This window comes from Rossellomorea sp. DA94, from assembly GCF_029834455.1.
GTDB classification, from domain to species: Bacteria; Bacillota; Bacilli; order Bacillales; family Bacillaceae_B; genus Rossellomorea; species Rossellomorea vietnamensis.
In genome coordinates this window covers 2,775,107-2,792,340 of the sequence record NZ_CP122397.1, presented here as the reverse complement: position 1 = coordinate 2,792,340, position 17,234 = coordinate 2,775,107, and the positions used below count along the sequence as shown (strand labels likewise).

The 17,234-nt window shown below is 43.5% G+C and carries 21 protein-coding genes; 20 read left to right on the top strand and 1 reads right to left on the bottom strand.

Annotated elements, in window-relative coordinates; all coding sequences use genetic code 11:
- The first annotated feature begins 11 nt into the window (after positions 1–11).
- The 4 genes from cmk to fni all read left to right on the top strand — a co-directional run bounded on the left by cmk (position 12) and on the right by fni (position 3,581).
- Positions 12–680, top strand: coding sequence for a (d)CMP kinase (gene cmk, locus P8596_RS14560; RefSeq protein ID WP_034760589.1), 669 nt, complete (start codon positions 12–14; stop codon positions 678–680).
- Between the two features lies 1 nt (position 681).
- Positions 682–1,263: a lysophospholipid acyltransferase family protein gene (locus P8596_RS14555; RefSeq protein ID WP_279724215.1), complete on the top strand. Its 582-nt coding sequence runs from the start codon at positions 682–684 to the stop codon at positions 1,261–1,263.
- Positions 1,264–1,382: 119 nt separating this feature from the next.
- Positions 1,383–2,516 (top strand): 30S ribosomal protein S1, encoded by a 1,134-nt coding sequence (gene rpsA, locus P8596_RS14550; RefSeq protein ID WP_279727009.1) that lies wholly within the window; start codon positions 1,383–1,385, stop codon positions 2,514–2,516.
- A 12-nt stretch (positions 2,517–2,528) separates the two neighbouring features.
- The gene (gene fni, locus P8596_RS14545) at positions 2,529–3,581 is read left to right on the top strand and encodes a type 2 isopentenyl-diphosphate Delta-isomerase (protein WP_254651756.1); all 1,053 of its coding nucleotides are present in this window, start codon (positions 2,529–2,531) and stop codon (positions 3,579–3,581) included.
- An 84-nt stretch (positions 3,582–3,665) separates the two neighbouring features.
- Here the strand turns inward: fni and P8596_RS14540 are convergent, their stop codons facing one another.
- Positions 3,666–3,788 carry a YpzI family protein gene (locus tag P8596_RS14540; protein ID WP_079533103.1) on the bottom strand — a complete coding sequence of 41 codons (123 nt, stop codon included), beginning with the start codon at positions 3,786–3,788 and terminating at the stop codon, positions 3,666–3,668.
- A gap of 107 nt (positions 3,789–3,895) precedes the next feature.
- Between P8596_RS14540 and P8596_RS14535 the strand changes: the two genes are divergently transcribed.
- The 16 genes from P8596_RS14535 (at position 3,896) to P8596_RS14460 (ending at position 17,225) form a co-directional block, all read left to right on the top strand.
- Positions 3,896–4,510 (top strand): YphA family membrane protein, encoded by a 615-nt coding sequence (locus P8596_RS14535; RefSeq protein WP_279724214.1) that lies wholly within the window; start codon positions 3,896–3,898, stop codon positions 4,508–4,510.
- Positions 4,507–5,403, top strand: a complete 897-nt coding sequence (locus P8596_RS14530; protein WP_224519618.1) for a YIEGIA family protein — start codon at positions 4,507–4,509, stop codon at positions 5,401–5,403. Before P8596_RS14535 ends, P8596_RS14530 begins: the two co-directional genes overlap by 4 nt.
- Complete coding sequence (locus P8596_RS14525; RefSeq protein ID WP_060672333.1) at positions 5,400–5,591, top strand: capping complex subunit for YIEGIA; 192 nt, start codon at positions 5,400–5,402, stop codon at positions 5,589–5,591. The genes P8596_RS14530 and P8596_RS14525 overlap by 4 nt, the downstream gene beginning before the upstream one ends.
- A gap of 172 nt (positions 5,592–5,763) precedes the next feature.
- On the top strand, positions 5,764–7,074 hold the full coding sequence (der, locus tag P8596_RS14520) for a ribosome biogenesis GTPase Der (RefSeq protein ID WP_034760591.1): 1,311 nt from the start codon (positions 5,764–5,766) through the stop codon (positions 7,072–7,074).
- Positions 7,075–7,090: 16 nt separating this feature from the next.
- On the top strand, positions 7,091–8,137 hold the full coding sequence (locus P8596_RS14515; RefSeq protein WP_279724213.1) for an NAD(P)H-dependent glycerol-3-phosphate dehydrogenase: 1,047 nt from the start codon (positions 7,091–7,093) through the stop codon (positions 8,135–8,137).
- Positions 8,138–8,477: 340 nt separating this feature from the next.
- Positions 8,478–8,666 carry a DUF2768 domain-containing protein gene (locus P8596_RS14510; protein ID WP_079533131.1) on the top strand — a complete coding sequence of 63 codons (189 nt, stop codon included), beginning with the start codon at positions 8,478–8,480 and terminating at the stop codon, positions 8,664–8,666.
- Positions 8,667–8,694: 28 nt separating this feature from the next.
- Positions 8,695–9,405: a YphF family lipoprotein gene (locus P8596_RS14505; protein WP_224519620.1), complete on the top strand. Its 711-nt coding sequence runs from the start codon at positions 8,695–8,697 to the stop codon at positions 9,403–9,405.
- Between the two features lie 253 nt (positions 9,406–9,658).
- Positions 9,659–11,137 carry a stage IV sporulation protein A gene (gene spoIVA, locus P8596_RS14500; RefSeq protein WP_034758333.1) on the top strand — a complete coding sequence of 493 codons (1,479 nt, stop codon included), beginning with the start codon at positions 9,659–9,661 and terminating at the stop codon, positions 11,135–11,137.
- Between the two features lie 597 nt (positions 11,138–11,734).
- Complete coding sequence (locus P8596_RS14495; RefSeq protein WP_034758336.1) at positions 11,735–12,007, top strand: HU family DNA-binding protein; 273 nt, start codon at positions 11,735–11,737, stop codon at positions 12,005–12,007.
- Positions 12,008–12,235: 228 nt separating this feature from the next.
- On the top strand, positions 12,236–12,802 hold the full coding sequence (folE, locus tag P8596_RS14490) for a GTP cyclohydrolase I FolE (RefSeq protein ID WP_034758338.1): 567 nt from the start codon (positions 12,236–12,238) through the stop codon (positions 12,800–12,802).
- A 12-nt stretch (positions 12,803–12,814) separates the two neighbouring features.
- A complete protein-coding gene (gene mtrB, locus P8596_RS14485; protein WP_034758340.1) occupies positions 12,815–13,036 on the top strand; it encodes a trp RNA-binding attenuation protein MtrB in 222 nt (73 codons plus the stop codon).
- 199 nt (positions 13,037–13,235) lie between these two features.
- Positions 13,236–14,069 (top strand): heptaprenyl diphosphate synthase component 1, encoded by an 834-nt coding sequence (locus tag P8596_RS14480; RefSeq protein WP_279724212.1) that lies wholly within the window; start codon positions 13,236–13,238, stop codon positions 14,067–14,069.
- Positions 14,070–14,075: 6 nt separating this feature from the next.
- A complete protein-coding gene (locus P8596_RS14475; protein WP_224519622.1) occupies positions 14,076–14,777 on the top strand; it encodes a demethylmenaquinone methyltransferase in 702 nt (233 codons plus the stop codon).
- 27 nt (positions 14,778–14,804) lie between these two features.
- Positions 14,805–15,767 (top strand): heptaprenyl diphosphate synthase component II, encoded by a 963-nt coding sequence (gene hepT, locus P8596_RS14470; protein ID WP_224519623.1) that lies wholly within the window; start codon positions 14,805–14,807, stop codon positions 15,765–15,767.
- Positions 15,768–15,868: 101 nt separating this feature from the next.
- A complete protein-coding gene (ndk, locus tag P8596_RS14465) occupies positions 15,869–16,315 on the top strand; it encodes a nucleoside-diphosphate kinase (RefSeq protein WP_034758349.1) in 447 nt (148 codons plus the stop codon).
- Positions 16,316–16,451: 136 nt separating this feature from the next.
- Positions 16,452–17,225, top strand: coding sequence for a CheR family methyltransferase (locus P8596_RS14460; protein ID WP_279724211.1), 774 nt, complete (start codon positions 16,452–16,454; stop codon positions 17,223–17,225).
- Positions 17,226–17,234 lie beyond the last annotated feature (9 nt).

The following is a 17,234-nucleotide window of genomic DNA, read 5'->3' as shown; positions in this document are numbered from 1 at the left end:
AGGTGGATGAATTGAAAAAATTAAGAATTGCAATCGATGGTCCTGCAGCTGCAGGGAAAAGTACTGTTGCAAAGATTGTGGCAGGAAAATTATCTTATCTTTATATTGATACCGGGGCGATGTACCGCTCTTTAACGTATAAAGCTTTGAGCAACAACGTAGACTTGCATGATGAGAATGAATTGAATCAATTATTGTCTGAAACAACGATCGAACTTGAACCTTCTGAAGTGGGACAGCTTGTATTCCTGGACGGGAACGATGTAACGGATGAAATCCGTCAGGCTTCCGTGACCAATTCAGTTTCCCATGTGGCCGTTCACTCTGGTGTAAGGGAAGAAATGGTGAAGAGACAGCAGCTGCTTGCGAAAGAAGGCGCTGTAGTGATGGACGGAAGGGATATCGGCACCCATGTCATACCTGATGCGGAAATCAAGGTTTTCTTACTCGCGAGTGTGGACGAACGCGCCCAAAGGAGACATGAGGAGAACCTCTCGAAGGGATATCCGAGTGATCTGGAGCAATTAAAAGAAGAAATCGCCCGCCGTGACAAGATCGATTCTGAAAGAGAAGTGGCCCCATTGAAAAAAGCCGAGGATGCAACGGAAATAGACACCACTTCCCTTTCCATTTCAGAAGTTGTTGACCAAATCATGATGTTAGTAGAAAGGAAAGGTTAAAGTGAACCTATATACCTTTGCCAGAGGTCTCGTTAAGTCGATCCTTTCCCCTTTGTACCGGATAGAGGTGAAGGGGCTGGAGCATTTCCCGGAAGATGGGGGTGTTTTACTATGCGCCAACCATATTGATAATCTGGATCCCCCCGTTGTAGGGATCTCAGCCCCAAGGCCAGTATCCTTCATGGCGAAAGAAGAGCTCTTCAATGTTCCCGTGTTGGGGAAATTGCTGCCTGACTTACGTGCATTCCCTGTGAAAAGAGGGATGAGCGACCGGGAAGCACTCCGTAAAGGATTAAAGATCCTGAAGCGGGGAGATGTTTTAGGACTGTTTCCAGAGGGTACTAGAAGTAAAACAGGGCAAATAGGCAAGGGATTGGCCGGAGCGGGCTTCTTCGCTCTCAGATCTGAAGCTTATGTCGTACCCTGTGCCATCATCGGCCCATATAAGCCATTCAGGAAATTGAAGGTTGTGTTCGGACCGCCGATCCCGATGGATAGTATCCGTGAAGAAAGATTAAATGCGGAGAAAACGACGGAAATCATCATGAAGCATATTGAAGAGTTGATACTTGCGAATCAATAATATAAGGTTTCCCGCTTGACAAAAAGTAGTATTTATTAGAAGTTAGTAGAAAGAATATTTTAAATTGCGAAGTCTCACAATAATCAAAATCTTTGCAGTCATGGATTAAGGAGGAGTACATAATGGAAGACATGAATGGAATTGAAGTGAAGAATCTTGAAATTGGTGAAAAAGTTAAGGGGACAGTCACTAAGGTTGAAGAAAAACAAGTCTTAGTCGACGTTCAAGATAGTAAAGTGGATGGCATCATTCCAATTAGTGAACTCTCAAGCCTTCATATTGAAAAAGCTTCTGATGTAGTCAGTGAAGGGGATGTACTTGAGTTAATCGTGACAAAAGTGGAAGAAGAACTTCTGGTTCTATCCAAACGTAAAGTGGATGCCGAAAAAGCATGGGAAGAAATGAAGGTCCGCTTTGAAAATGGAGACGTCTTCGAAGCTGAAGTGAAAGACGTTGTGAAGGGCGGTCTTGTCGTTGATCTTGGAGTAAGGGGATTTGTCCCGGCATCATTGGTGGAAGATTACTATGTCGAGGATTTCTCCGATTATAAAGACAAAACCTTATCATTCAAGATCGTTGAGCTGGATCAGGAGAAGAATCGTTTGATCCTGTCCCACCGAGCAGTGGTCGAAGCAGAGAAGCAGCAACAGAAAAAACAGCTGCTGACAGATATCGAATCGGGTGCCGTCCTTGAAGGGACAGTCCAGCGGATTACGGATTTCGGTGCATTCGTGGATATTGGTGGAGTGGACGGACTTGTCCATATTTCCCAACTCTCCCACGAACATGTAGAGAAGCCTTCGGATGTCGTGACTGAGGGACAAAAAGTACAGGTGAAGGTCCTGAGTGTCGATCGTGACAACGAACGGATTTCTTTATCCATCAAAGAAACCCTCCCTGGGCCATGGAGTGACATCACAGGCAAGGCTCCTAAAGGAAGTGTGTTGGATGGGGTCGTAAAACGCCTTGTATCTTATGGTGCATTTGTAGAAGTGTTCCCTGGAGTGGAAGGACTTGTTCACATCTCTCAAATTTCGCATAAACATATCGGTACTCCGCACGAAGTGCTTCAGGAGAACCAGGATCTAAAAGTGAAGGTGCTTGACGTGAACGAAAATGAACAACGCTTATCTTTAAGCATCAAGGCACTTGAGGAAAAAGAGGAAGAAGTAACGGATTACGAAATGCCTGAAGAAAGCACCGGCTTCCAATTAGGTGAAATGATTGGAGACAAATTAAAAGATCTTAAGTAATGGTGATGAATTGTGACGAGAGCTCAAAGAAAGCAAGACCACATTAATTATGCTTTGTCTACCGGTCAACAGCGGAAGACCGGTTTTGATGAAGTGGCTTTTGTCCACCAAAGCTTACCGAATATAGCAGTAGATGAGGTTCATCTGCAGTCTGAGATTGGCGAACTTACATGGAGTTCGCCAATTTTCATAAATGCTATGACGGGTGGAGGTGGAGAATCCACTACAAAAATCAATCAGGAATTATCGATTCTTTCCAGGGAAACGGGGCTCGCCATTGCGGTAGGATCGCAAATGTCAGCACTTAAAGACCCTGCTGAACGAAAAACGTATGAAGTCGTACGGAAGCACAACCCGGATGGGATGGTTTTCGGGAATTTGGGAAGTGAGGCCACTGTTCAACAGGCAAGAGATGCAGTTGAAATGATTCGAGCCGACGCCCTGCAGATTCATTTGAATGTAATTCAGGAATTGACGATGCCTGAAGGGGACCGTGACTTCCGGGGTGCATTGGAGAGGATACAGAATATTGCCGAGAATCTTTCTGTACCTGTGATTGTGAAAGAGACCGGGTTTGGCACTAGTAAAGAGGCTGCCAAATCCTTGTCCGGCTCAACGATTTCAGCCATCGATATAGGCGGATTCGGCGGAACGAACTTCTCAAAAATCGAGAACCAACGGAGAAAGCGTATGCTGGATTTCTTTGATGAATGGGGGATCCCCACTGCGATATCGATTGCCGAGAGCTACGCTGTCTCAGATAAGCCGATCCTGGCTTCCGGTGGCATCCAGAACAGTCTGGACATCGTTAAGTCCCTTGGTTTAGGGGCATCCGCTGTTGGGATGGCCGGCGTCATCCTTAAACAGCTCCTGGAATCGGGTTTGAACGATACCATTGAAGAAGTGAATCAAATTCATACGGATATTCAATTTTTAATGTGTGCTCTCGGATGTAGACGGATTGACGATCTTCATAAGGTGCCCATGGTGCTATCAGGCCACGTATATCATTGGCTTGAGACGAGAGGGTTGAATCCCCGGGGGTACAGCAATAGATGTATGTAAAAAGAACGAATTCTCATGAGTGAGAATTCGTTCTTTTTTTTGTTGCAGGGGTTGAGTCGGTCGGTTTTGATTCGGTTTGGTGGACTAGCGTTTAGCTTTTTCCGGTCCTTCGACGCCTGTCGCTCCGTTGTAATGTAAGCCCTGGTCACGGTCTGATTCCACGCGCTTGCTTTGTTTCAGCTTTTTCTCTTGTCGATCTTTACCCACTTGAAAACACCTCCTTTCTTTATTTTTTCTTTGGAAAGTTGATTCATACATGAATGAGATACATAAAGATTTTCCATAATGTAGATAATAGGAGGGAGAGTGTACTGATGGATGGGATATTGTATTTGTGGTTACTGTGGGGAATATGGGTATATACGACATTTTTAATGAGAAAGACGCATCCGGAACGTTTTCGTTATTCGTTTCTCTGTTTATTGCTTCTTTGTGTATTTCCTTATGGAATGATGGTGGGTCCTGTAGAAGTATCATTCCCTGTTATTGTACTTGCACTCATTTGTATTGTTTATATACGAAATTTAAGCTTGAGAGAGAAGCTATACATGCTTGTAGCTGTTCTCTCCATGGGGATGCTCTACGCTGGAATCGCTCTGATTTCCATTTATGACCCGGTACTTATGTTTATAGATCGGGATATCATCCTTTCTTTGTCGTTGGTGCTTGTAGGTGTTCTATTCTACAGTCTCTCCACCCAATACAGGCTCCGTCTCATTGCGGTTGCTTTAAGCAGTGTGATCGGCGACTTTTTTCTGAGCATTCCATTAAACAAGGTGGGATTTTATTATTCGATTGGAGGTCCTGCTTACCTGGACGTGCTTGCTCTAACCATCGGGCTTTTATCAGCCTTGAAAATAGTGGGGGAATTAAATCAGGCTGTTCACATCAAGACACAAACAAATAAGGGGGAAATGAAGAATCTATGAATGTGTATGTGTATCCGGTGATCTTTGGTGTGGTGGTGGGGACCCTGACAAGGATTTATATGCTTCGCACCGACTATCGCCAATATCCAACTTATCTGCACGGAAAGATTATCCATATAGCCCTTGGGTTCATTGCAGCGGGGCTAGGTACCATCGCCATTCCGGCATTACTTGAGGAGAATTTTACGGCGATTACATTTTTGACCGTTGCGGCCTCACAGTTTCGGGATGTGAGGAATATGGAGAGAAACACTTTGACAGAACTGGATGCTTATGAACTTGTCCCAAGAGGGGCTACATATATTGAGGGAATTGCCGTTGCCTTTGAAAGCCGGAATTACTTAGTCATCTTCACCTCTCTTCTTGCCACCATCGCGTACATCGTCATTAATATATATGCGGCTATAGTGATCAGCGCGATCTGTATGGTATTGGCTCATAAACTGATGGCTGGCGGACGATTGAAGGACATTGTCGACATTGAATATGTGGAGCCGCGTTTTGACGGAGCGGGTTTATATGTTGATAATATTTACATCATGAATATAGGTTTGAAAGTAAGGCAGGAGGAGATCTTACGATATGGGATGGGGTTCATCCTTTCGCCTAAATCCTTCGATGCAAGGTCGACACTCGCCAATCTGGGTCAGCGTCAGGCCATTCTCCATGATATGTCCACTTCCCTCGGGATCTTTAAGGATTCGGGGACTCCTGCTTTGACACCGCTCGCCAAGAGGGATCTAGATGATGGGAGAGTCGGGGTGTTTGTCCTTCCGCAGCGAAAGGACGTAGAGAAGGCCATTGCCATCCTTGGGCAGGTACCAACACTGGAAAATGCCATAAGGATGCCGTCTGAGTCGAAAGCGAATCAGGAGGGGAGTAAGTTAAAATGAGTACGACGATACAGAAATTCATCCTCGCAACCGTCACCACCACTCCTGAAAAAGTACCGAGTGGAACAAGTGTGTTCTATTGTAAAACGGATGATGAATTACAGAAGATCTGTGCAAACCTGGAAGCCATCCTGGACGGGATTGCCCATGAAATAGACGAGGGACTCTTCATCATTGTAAAACATTGATTGCCAGTTTATTCTTTTACTGATAAAATAGTAAAGTTAGGGGGGACTGTCCCATAAGGAAGCATTACCTTAAGGGCCGGTCCTTCTTGTGCCAGTTAATGAAAATGATTGAACAGGCTTAAAAAGAGGAAATGTAAGAACGAAACAACTTCTTACAGAAAGGGTGATGAACGTGACTAAACCAGTAGTAGCAATCGTAGGGCGTCCGAACGTCGGGAAGTCCACGATCTTTAATAGAATTGTTGGGGAAAGAATATCCATCGTTGAAGATGTACCTGGTGTAACAAGGGACCGAATATATAGTTCTGCAGAATGGCTGACGCATGAATTTAATATCATCGATACAGGCGGGATTGAACTGGGAAATGAACCATTCCTGGATCAGATCAGGCAGCAGGCTGAAATTGCGATTGATGAAGCCGATGTCATTGTATTCTTGACCAATGGCCGTGAAGGTGTCACAGCCGCTGATGAAATCGTTGCCAAAATTCTTTACAGATCAAAGAAACCGGTCGTATTAGGGATAAACAAAATCGATAATCCAGAAATGAGGGAAATGGTTTATGATTTCTACTCTTTAGGATTTGGCGAACCGTATCCTATTTCAGGTTCCCATGGACTTGGTCTTGGAGATCTGCTCGACGAGGTCGTCAAGAACTTCAAACAGGAAGAGGAAGAGGACTATGCGGAAGATGTCATCAAATTTTCTTTGATCGGACGTCCGAATGTAGGGAAATCTTCTTTAGTGAACGCTTTATTAGGGGAAGACCGTGTCATCGTCAGTAACGTAGCGGGTACGACGCGGGATGCCATTGACTCCTCCTATACGTATGATGGACAGGACTACGTCATCATTGACACAGCGGGTATGAGGAAAAAAGGGAAAGTGTATGAAACCACTGAAAAATATAGTGTATTAAGAGCTCTCAGAGCCATTGAGCGCTCAGATGTCGTCCTATCCGTCATAGACGGTGAGGAAGGGATCATCGAGCAGGACAAGAAAATCGCAGGGTATGCACATGATGCCGGGCGTGCTGTCGTCATTGTCGTGAATAAATGGGATGCCGTGGACAAAGATGAGAAAACCATGAATAAATGGGAAAAGAATATCAGGGAACATTTTCAATTCCTTGACTATGCTCCAATCGTCTTCCTTTCTGCGAAAACAAAGAAACGCATTCACACATTGCTGCCTATCATTAATACGGCAAGTGAAAATCACGCCATGCGTGTACAATCCAGTGTGTTGAACGAAGTGGTCATGGATGCTGTTGCCATGAATCCGACACCGACGGATAATGGAAAGAGATTACGGATTTACTATGCGACACAAGTGGCTGTAAAGCCTCCTACTTTCGTTGTGTTCGTCAATGACCCTGAATTAATGCACTTCTCTTACGAACGATTCTTGGAAAATAGAATCCGTGATGCATTTGGATTTGAAGGAACCCCTATTCGTATTATTGCTCGTGCTAGAAAATAATAAGGTGGGTGTAAAAATGAAAAGTTCAAAAAATGTAACGGTAATCGGAGCAGGAAGCTGGGGCACGGCCCTGGCGATGGTACTGGCTGATAATGGACTGGAAGTTAGGCTATGGGGCCACAAAAAAGAACAAATCGATGAAATCAATTCAAAGCATACGAATCATAAGTATTTGAAAGACATCGAGCTTCCTCACTCCATTATTGGTTATCACGACCTTGGGGAGTCATTGGATGGTGTCGATACCATCATTCTGGCCGTTCCGACGAAAGCGATCCGCGGGGTCCTCGGGCAAATTCAAGAGGTTCAACGTGCCCCGTTGACCGTGGTCCATGTAAGTAAAGGGATTGAACCTGATTCCCTCCTCAGAATTTCAGAATTGATCGAAGATGAAATGGCACCTGAGAATTTACATACAGTCGTGGTACTATCAGGACCAAGCCACGCTGAAGAAGTGAGCTTAAGGCATCCAACGACTGTGACCGTTTCATCTAAGGATATGAAGGCTGCTGAAGAAGTTCAGGACCTCTTCATGAACATGAATTTCCGTGTGTACACAAATCCGGATCTCCTGGGTGTAGAAATTGGTGGGGCTTTAAAGAATATCATCGCCCTTGCTGCCGGAATTACAGACGGCTTGGGATACGGGGATAACGCCAAAGCGGCTCTGATTACACGCGGGCTTGCTGAGATTGCCCGTCTGGGAACGAAGATGGGTGCGAATCCCCTGACGTTTTCAGGATTAACGGGAATCGGTGACCTCATCGTAACGTGTACAAGTGTGCACTCGAGAAACTGGAGAGCCGGGAATATGCTCGGAAAGGGTCATAATCTGGATGAGGTCCTGGCCAACATGGGAATGGTCGTAGAAGGGGTTCGCACGACGAAAGCGGCCCATCAGCTTGCTGAGAAGTATGAAGTGAATATGCCGATTACGGATGCACTGTACGATGTCCTCTTCAATAAAGTTGAAGCGAAAGAAGCCGTTGATCATTTGATGGGTCGCGTGAAAACGAATGAAATGGAAGACCTTGTGAATATTCTGGGTGAACGCTTAACCTGATCCGGAAAATAGGACTGTATGAATGATTATTTTTGCATAATGCACAATTATTCCTCGATTTATAGGCATTCGAGGATGCGTACACGGATCTTTCTGCATACACTGTCATGAATATATACAGCTTTGCCTATGGATGGGTAGGTCTCCCTTATTTAGAGCTTCTCTTAGTATGTTGACGTCTATGATGCTGACATACTTGAGAAGCTTTTTTTGATCTTTCATCCATAAGCTCCCCCTTTAAGGTTGTAACAGATTATTGAACAACCATTCTTTTCTATTCTTTAGTAAAAATCTTATGATATAATACATTCGATAACAGGAGGGATGTACTTTGGATTCGATGATGAAGATGTGGATTTCGTTTGCCTCGATGGGATTCATGTTTTTTGCCATATTAACGATTTATTTTAGCAGATATAAGATTAAGCAGAAATTCCTGCGTTTTATCACAGCTTTCATGGCATACATACTGATGATCGCTGGTGGGCTCATGATGATTTATATAGTATTAAGCGGACCTACCAATTAGGGCCGCCCGATTGAAAGGACGTTTTAGATTGAAGCGCTTTAGTATAGCAGCATTACTCCTCATACTTACGATGAGCATACTTTCCGGCTGTTTGTATCCGGATGAAGAATTAAGTCAGAATCAGATTCCTTATGAAACCCAGGTGAAGGCAGTACAAGAGGCAGTGGAAACCTATCAGAAAGATAATAGCGGACTGCTTCCGATCAAGACCAGGGATCAGGATACTCCCATCTATCAGAAATATCCGATTGATTTCAGGAAATTATCCCCCAGATACTTACCCGAAATTCCGGGGAATGCCTTTGAGAATGGAGGAATCTTTCAATATGTTCTAGTGAATGTGGAAGAAAATCCCGAAGTCAAGATATTCGATCTTCGTATGGCTGAACAAATAAGGGAATTGAAAATCAGGATCCAGGCACAGGACTATCCTCCGTTTAAAAAAGAAGTTGCAAACAATGTCTATACCCTGAATTATAAGGAACTTGGCTATGACGAGGAAGTCTACGTGAATAGCCCTTATTCCAATAAAAATCTTCCCCTTGTCATCAATGGGGACGGCGACATTTATGTTGATTATTCAATGGATTTATTTGAAGAACTCAAATCGGGTGACAAAGATTATAAAAAAGGTGAAGATATCCGGAATTTACTAGTAAAAGATACATACTTTGTTCCTGCATATTCTTTACCGTATACGGTTGATGAAAATAACGAACCTGTCTTTATGACAAAATAGGCATAACCCTTTTCTTGCAAAATATATTGTAAGGGAAGGGTTATTATTTTTATGTCATCCTTTATAGGGTTATTTCATCAAAACAAATGATCATAAATGCTAAGACATAATAAATTTTTCACTTTTCATCATAAGGGGGGAAAAAAAGCATATTAATAGTCATAAGTCATTGGGACAACATCATAACTATAGAATGTGAGACACAGAATACACGGATGAAACATCCCTGGAATATAAGATGGGAGGGAATCTCTTGGAAAGAGTCGATCTATTTAAAGACATTGCCGAAAGAACAGGCGGAGATATCTATTTAGGTGTGGTAGGAGCAGTTAGAACAGGAAAATCAACATTCATCAAGAAGTTCATGGAACTTGTCGTCCTTCCTAACATCGCAAGCGAATCAGAGCGTGCAAGAGCGCAGGATGAGTTGCCTCAGAGTGCGGCAGGCAGGACGATCATGACGACCGAACCGAAATTTGTTCCGAATCAAGCCATCTCTGTTCACGTCGATGAAGGCCTCGAAGTGAATATTAGATTGGTAGATTGTGTAGGATATACGGTCCCTGGTGCCAAGGGATATGAGGATGAAAATGGACCCAGGATGATCAATACCCCATGGTATGAAGAGCCTATACCATTCCATGAGGCAGCCGAGATCGGCACGAGGAAAGTCATCCAGGAGCATTCCACGATCGGAGTGGTTGTCACGACAGACGGCTCCATCGGGGAAATTGGCAGAGGAGACTACATTGAGGCAGAAGAAAGGGTCATAGAGGAACTGAAAGAAGTGGGTAAACCATTTATCATGGTCATCAACTCAGCGAGGCCTCATGCTCCTGAAACAGAAGACCTTAGAGTGAAACTTCAGGATAAATATGACATACCGGTCCTCGCCATGAGTGTGGAAAGTATGAGGGACTCGGATGTATTGAATGTCCTGAGAGAAGCGCTGTTTGAATTCCCGGTTCTTGAGGTAAATGTCAATCTTCCAAGCTGGGTAATGGTGCTGAAAGAAGAGCATTGGTTAAGACAGAACTACCAGGAAGCGGTGAAGGAAACAGTCAAGGACATTAAGCGACTCCGGGATGTGGATCGGGTTGTCCACTACTTCAGTGAATTCGATCATATCGAACGTGCGGGGCTTGCCGGCATCGATATGGGTCAGGGGATTGCTGAAATCGACCTGTACGCCCCGGATGAACTGTACGATGAAGTGTTGAAGGAAATTGTAGGGGTGGAAATTCGGGGGAAAGATCACTTGCTTGAATTAATGCAGGATTTCGCCCATGCGAAAGCCGAATATGATCAAATTTCAGACGCGCTGAGAATGGTGAAGCAGACTGGATACGGCATTGCTGCCCCTTCATTGAACGATATGAGCCTGGATGAACCTGAAATCATCAGGCAAGGGGCAAGATTCGGTGTCAGCTTGAAAGCGGTGGCTCCATCCATACACATGATCAAAGTGGATGTTCAGTCCAAGTTTGAACCGATCATCGGGACAGAGAAACAGAGCGAAGAATTGGTGCGCTACCTGATGCAGGATTTCGAAGATGATCCACTCTCCATCTGGAACTCCGATATTTTCGGAAGAAGCTTGAGTTCCATCGTAAGAGAAGGTATTCAGGCAAAACTCTCCCTGATGCCTGAAAATGCAAGATATAAACTAAAGGATACATTAGAAAGAATCATCAACGAAGGATCGGGTGGATTGATCGCCATTATATTATAAATGTCTTTGACCTTCTTAGGAGGGTCATTTTTTTTGTTTGCTTTTTCTTTAAGAAATATTCCTCGGACTCTGGATTTTTCACAATGTATAATTATAAATTTCCAGTCGTCTGAAGGAAGGTTTTTGTCATTTCGTCATACCCTGTGAAGCATTGGTGTGTATGGGTTTGTGGAAGGTTTATGCCCTGGATGGATGCCATCATGGAAGGTATGCAAACCTGACGGGAAACGGATATGGATGTTTAAGGGATTCCGTGGTTGGGAAGTAAGTTAGAGTACCTGATAGATGAGGGTATCAGTTGCAGTCATCCGAAAGAAGTGATAGGTTGATTAGAGTGCGAGAATAAAGGGATGGATGGTGATTCTATTACATTTCTGTTGCAAATAAGAAAAGATTCCCATTATTTCTTGATTTGTTCTTGCTAAGGTTTATCTATTGTGATAATCTTTTAACAGAATTGTTGTTGAATATTGATTCAGCAACGTTTTCAAGCGTTTTTTCTACACATCATGTATAGAATTCGCTAAAGTTGTTTACTAATGATATTAAAGTAAATGAATCATGACTGAGACATTTCCTTGGGAGGAGGTGAATGGCATGAACAAGACAGAACTTATCAATGCTGTTGCAGAAGCTGCTGAGCTATCTAAGAAGGACGCTACTAAAGCGGTTGACGCTGTTTTCGATACAATTCAAAATTCACTTGCAAACGGTGATAAAGTACAATTAATCGGATTCGGTAACTTCGAAGTACGTGAGCGTGCAGCCCGTAAAGGTCGCAACCCACAAACAGGTGAAGAGATCGAAATCTCAGCTAGCAAAGTACCTGCTTTCAAACCAGGTAAAGCGCTTAAAGAAGCTGTAAAATAATTACATACTTTGAGCGTAACGGGAAGGTCGCATAATTATGCGGCCTTTTTGTTTTTCTCTACTAGTATGAAGCCTCCTCCCGAAAATTATGTATGAAGTTTTCTTCATTTATCGAGTATTTTATATTAAGATAAAACTTCTAAAGCACTAGTCTTTGATGACATTATGGGCTTGTGCTAATATTAACAATGTTACTATTTCTTTAAGTTATTTTAGGAGGACAACATTATGGCACAAGTCAATCATGGCCAAATAGAAGAAGCAGTTCGATTAATATTAGAAGCTATTGGAGAGAATCCTAATAGAGAAGGCTTATTAGATACGCCGAAACGCGTGGCGAAAATGTATGCAGAAGTTTTTTCAGGACTTGATCATGATCCGAAAGAATACTTTGAAACCATATTCAGTGAAGAACATGAAGAACTCGTACTGGTAAAGGACATTCCGTTCTATTCAATGTGCGAGCATCACCTAGTCCCTTTCTTCGGAAAAGCACATGTTGCGTATATTCCAAGGGATGGTAAGGTGGCAGGATTAAGCAAGCTTGCAAGGGCCGTTGAATCCGTTGCCAAGCGCCCTCAGCTGCAAGAAAGAATCACATCCACAGTGGCGGATACGATCATGGAAACCCTTCTTCCACACGGTGCCATGGTAGTCGTTGAAGCGGAGCATATGTGTATGACGATGAGAGGCGTGAAGAAGCCGGGATCCAGTACAGTGACGACAGCTGTCAGGGGGACGTTCAAAGAGGACGCTCAGGCACGCAGTGAAGTTCTTTCTTTCATAAAGAATTAGGAGTGACGACAAATGAATTCAAATGATTATATTGTCATCAAAGCAATAGAAGACGGCGTGAATGTGATCGGCCTGACAAGAGGGACGGACACAAGGTTTCATCATTCAGAGAAGCTGGATAAAGGGGAAGTGATGATCGCACAATTTACGGATCACACTTCTGCCATCAAGGTAAGAGGGAAAGCGACGATCGTCACCAGTTACGGCGAGGTTGAGAGTGATAATAAGAAATAATCTTCTATTCTGCTTTTGGCTGATAGAGAGAATAAAGGAGGGACGGACTAAGAAGTTTTCAGCTTCGTGGTCGTCCCCTTTGTTATAATCTCCTTAAGGGGGATGGGACTCATGTTCCCTATTGTGGAGGATTTTATGGTATAATATTTAATGCTGAAATTTTTAGACCGATACATAGTAGAAATGGGGATTACAGGGTATGAAATTCATTGATTGTAACCATCAAGCGAATATCATTCATCAATACATAGAAGAGCAGTTGCATCACTCTTATCTAAAGGAATATATCGATCAACCGTATATTGACCGGGACCGGATCTATTTTCTGCTCCTGCCTTTCGTAAGTGAAGGACGGACGATGAGTAAAGAAGTTGTACAGTGGATTTCGACTGCCATGTTATTGCAGATAGCCCTTGATACACATGAAAAGGTTACAATCTCTGAACGTGATTCCTTAAAGGAAAGGCAGCTGACAGTTCTCGCTGGAGTGTACTTCAGCAGCCTCTATTACAAGATCCTCGCAGAAACAGATGATGTTGAACTTATCTCACATTTAGCAAAAGCGATCAAAGAAATAAATGAAAGCAAAATTTCCATATACAAGGACGAGCATAAAAGCATCGCTGAACTCATGAAGAAGTTAAAGACCAGGGAATCAGCGATTGTGTCCAACTTCTATCGTTCCTTCGAAGACGATCAATGGATTGAGATCGTAGAAGAAGCCCTGCTTTACAAGAAGCTCGTCCAGGAGAAAATAAGTCTTGGGCATTCGCAGTATACGAGCTTCATACGGGCTTTGACCACTTTATCCAACCGGACAGATCAGGCTTCACCGGACTTCCATTTAACAAAGGAAGAAGCGGAACATCTGCTGTCTCAAATAGATGAACTCATAGCAATGACAAAGAGAAAGGTCCAGGGGCAGTTAGAGACCATCGAGCCGGACACGCCCTATTTTAAGAAGCTTATTGTAGAGCTGTTACCTTATGTGGAGCCTGAACCAATGACCAAACTATACGCGGAAGAAGGGTAAAACAACATGCAGCAGTCGAAAGAACAAAAAGTTCATGGAGTATTTGAAAAGATTTATTCCAATTATGATAAGATGAACTCCGTAATCAGTTTCCAACAGCATATAAAATGGAGAAAAGATACCATGAAGCATATGAATGTGAAGCCTGGCTCCAAGGCGCTTGACGTTTGCTGCGGTACTGCGGACTGGACATTGGCCATGGGGGAAGAAGTCGGTGAGTCCGGCAACGTGGTGGGCCTTGATTTCAGTCAAAATATGCTTTCGATCGGTAAAGAGAAAGTCAAAGAGTCCCACCTGAACAATATCGAGCTGATTCATGGGAACGCCATGGAGCTCCCTTTCGACGATAACACGTTTGATTATGTGACCATTGGCTTCGGTTTGCGAAATGTACCTGACTATCTCCACGTCCTGAAGGAAATGAACCGCGTAGTGAAACCTGGAGGGATGGCCGTCTGCCTTGAAACCTCCCAACCTACCATGTTTGGCTTCAAGCAGATGTATTACGCATATTTCCGTTTTGTGATGCCCCTGTTCGGGAAGATATTCGCCAAGAGCTTTAATGAATATTCCTGGCTTCAGGAATCTGCAAGGGATTTTCCGGGCATGAAGGAGCTTGCACAGATGTTTGAAGAAGCAGGCTTTAAAGACATACATGTGAAGCCGTATAGTGGCGGGGTTGCTGCTATGCATTCCGGCAGAAAGTAAGAAATTCGTAAATTAGGTGGAAAAACTATGAAGCTAAACAGGATGTATTCGTTTCTTAAAGCGGATATAGATGAAATTGAAAAGGAATTGGAAGTGGCGATCGAGTCAGAATCCCTGCTTTTACAAGAGGCCTCCCTTCACCTTCTTCAAGCAGGTGGGAAGAGGATCCGGCCGGTGTTTGTTTTGCTGTCTGCCAAATTCGGACAATACGATATTAATATTGTAAAAAATGTAGCGGTAGCATTAGAGCTGATGCACATGGCTTCCCTCGTACACGACGATGTGATCGACGATGCAGAGTTGAGAAGAGGAAAACCGACGATTAAAGCCCAATGGGATAATCGTATCGCGATGTATACAGGGGATTATATATTTGCACGGGCCCTTGAATATATGACATCTATAAAAGTTCCTGAAGCACATCAGATTTTATCACACACACTGGTGGAATTATGTAAGGGTGAAATCGCTCAAATCGAAGATAAATACCGATTTGATCAGAATCTGCGGAATTATCTTTTACGGATCAAAAGGAAAACCGCCTTGCTTATTGCCGTAAGCTGCCAGCTCGGTGCTATTTCTTCCGGTGCACCTGAAGAGATTCACAGGCGTCTTTACCGATTTGGTTACAATGTAGGAATGAGTTTTCAGATCACGGATGATATCCTGGACCTTACAGCAAGTGAGGAAGAACTCGGGAAACCTGCGGGAAGTGACTTGTGGCAAGGGAATATCACCCTGCCGATCCTGTACGCCATGGAGTACCCGGATTTGAAATCCAAGATTGAACGAGTGACGGAATATACCACCCCCGACGAAATGAAAGAGGTCATATCTTCGATCCTGGCTACAGACGCCATCGACCGGTCCCATGATCTCAGCAGGATGTATCTGGACAGGGCCCTGAAGGACCTGGAGCACCTTCCATATAACCGCGTAAAGAAAAGCCTTAAAAATATCGCAAATTATATCGGCAAGAGAAAATATTAAGAAAATTTAAAATGGAAACGTTGCCAAAACCCCCGATCAGTGTTACTATTTTCGTGGGATGTCCTTAGGAATTCCATACATACATATTAGGAGTGGGGAAGATGGAAAAGACATTTTTAATGGTTAAGCCGGACGGCGTACAAAGAGGGTTAATCGGTGATATCGTATCACGTTTCGAAAAAAAGGGCTTTCAATTGGTAGGTGCCAAGCTTATGAGTATTTCAAACGAGCTTGCAGAAGAACATTATGGTGAGCACAAAGAACGACCATTCTTTGGGGAACTTGTTGACTTCATTACTTCTGGACCTGTATTTGCAATGGTTTGGCAGGGTGAAAACGTCATCACGACAGCACGTGGAATGATGGGTGCAACAAATCCAAAGGATGCTGCACTAGGTACGATCCGCGGTGATTTCGGTCTGACTGTAGGCAAGAACATCATCCACGGTTCCGACTCTGCTGAAAGCGCTGTAAGAGAAATCGGTCTATTTTTCAAAGAAGAAGAATTGGTTGAATATTCTAAGTTAATGAACGAGTGGGTTTACTAATAGCCTTTGCTATTTAGAAGCAGGTCGCATTTTGCGGCTTGCTTTTTTCTATGGATAAAGGTTAACTTTTCCCCGAAATGTTCGATATAGATAATATAGCTTTATACCTTTCGCAGCAAAGAGAGTGTGGATCTGAATGTCAAATGATTATACTGAATTTATTCAAGGGGTTAAACGAAAAACAGGGATTGATCTTTCCCTATATAAAGAAGCGCAGATGAAGAGGAGGCTGACTGCCCTATATGAAAAGAAAGGGTATGGAAGTTTTCAGGAATTTCTTGGTGCGTTGAATCGGGATCGAGAAGAAATGGAAGGGTTTCTGGATCGTATGACCATCAATGTGTCAGAATTCTTTCGCAACTACAAGCGTTGGGAAATACTGGAGACAAAGATCCTCCCGAGACTGTTAAGTGGGAATCCAGTACTGAAAGTATGGAGCGCAGCATGTTCAACCGGGGAAGAACCTTACACCCTTTCCATGATGCTGTCGAAGTATATGTCCCTCTCAAACGGATCCATCACAGCTACAGATATAGACAAAAATGCCCTTCAACGGGCCATGAACGGGGTCTATCCGGAAAGATCCCTAACCGAACTCCCGGAAGAAATGAAAAAAGTCCATTTCACCCAGGAAGGACCTTTATTTAAACTGAAGGACGAAGTAAAGCGAACGGTGAGCTTTAAGCAGCAAAACCTGCTTTCGGACCCATTCGAAGGGAAATATGATTTAATCGTGTGCAGAAATGTGATGATCTATTTCACCGAAGAAGCCAAAAACCTCCTTTACCATAAATTCAATCATTCACTAAAGCCAGGCGGCGTGCTCTTCGTAGGAAGCACAGAACAAATCTTCAACCCCTCACAATACGGCTTCGAAACAGAAGACACCTTCTTCTACAAAAAAATATAAACAACGGCG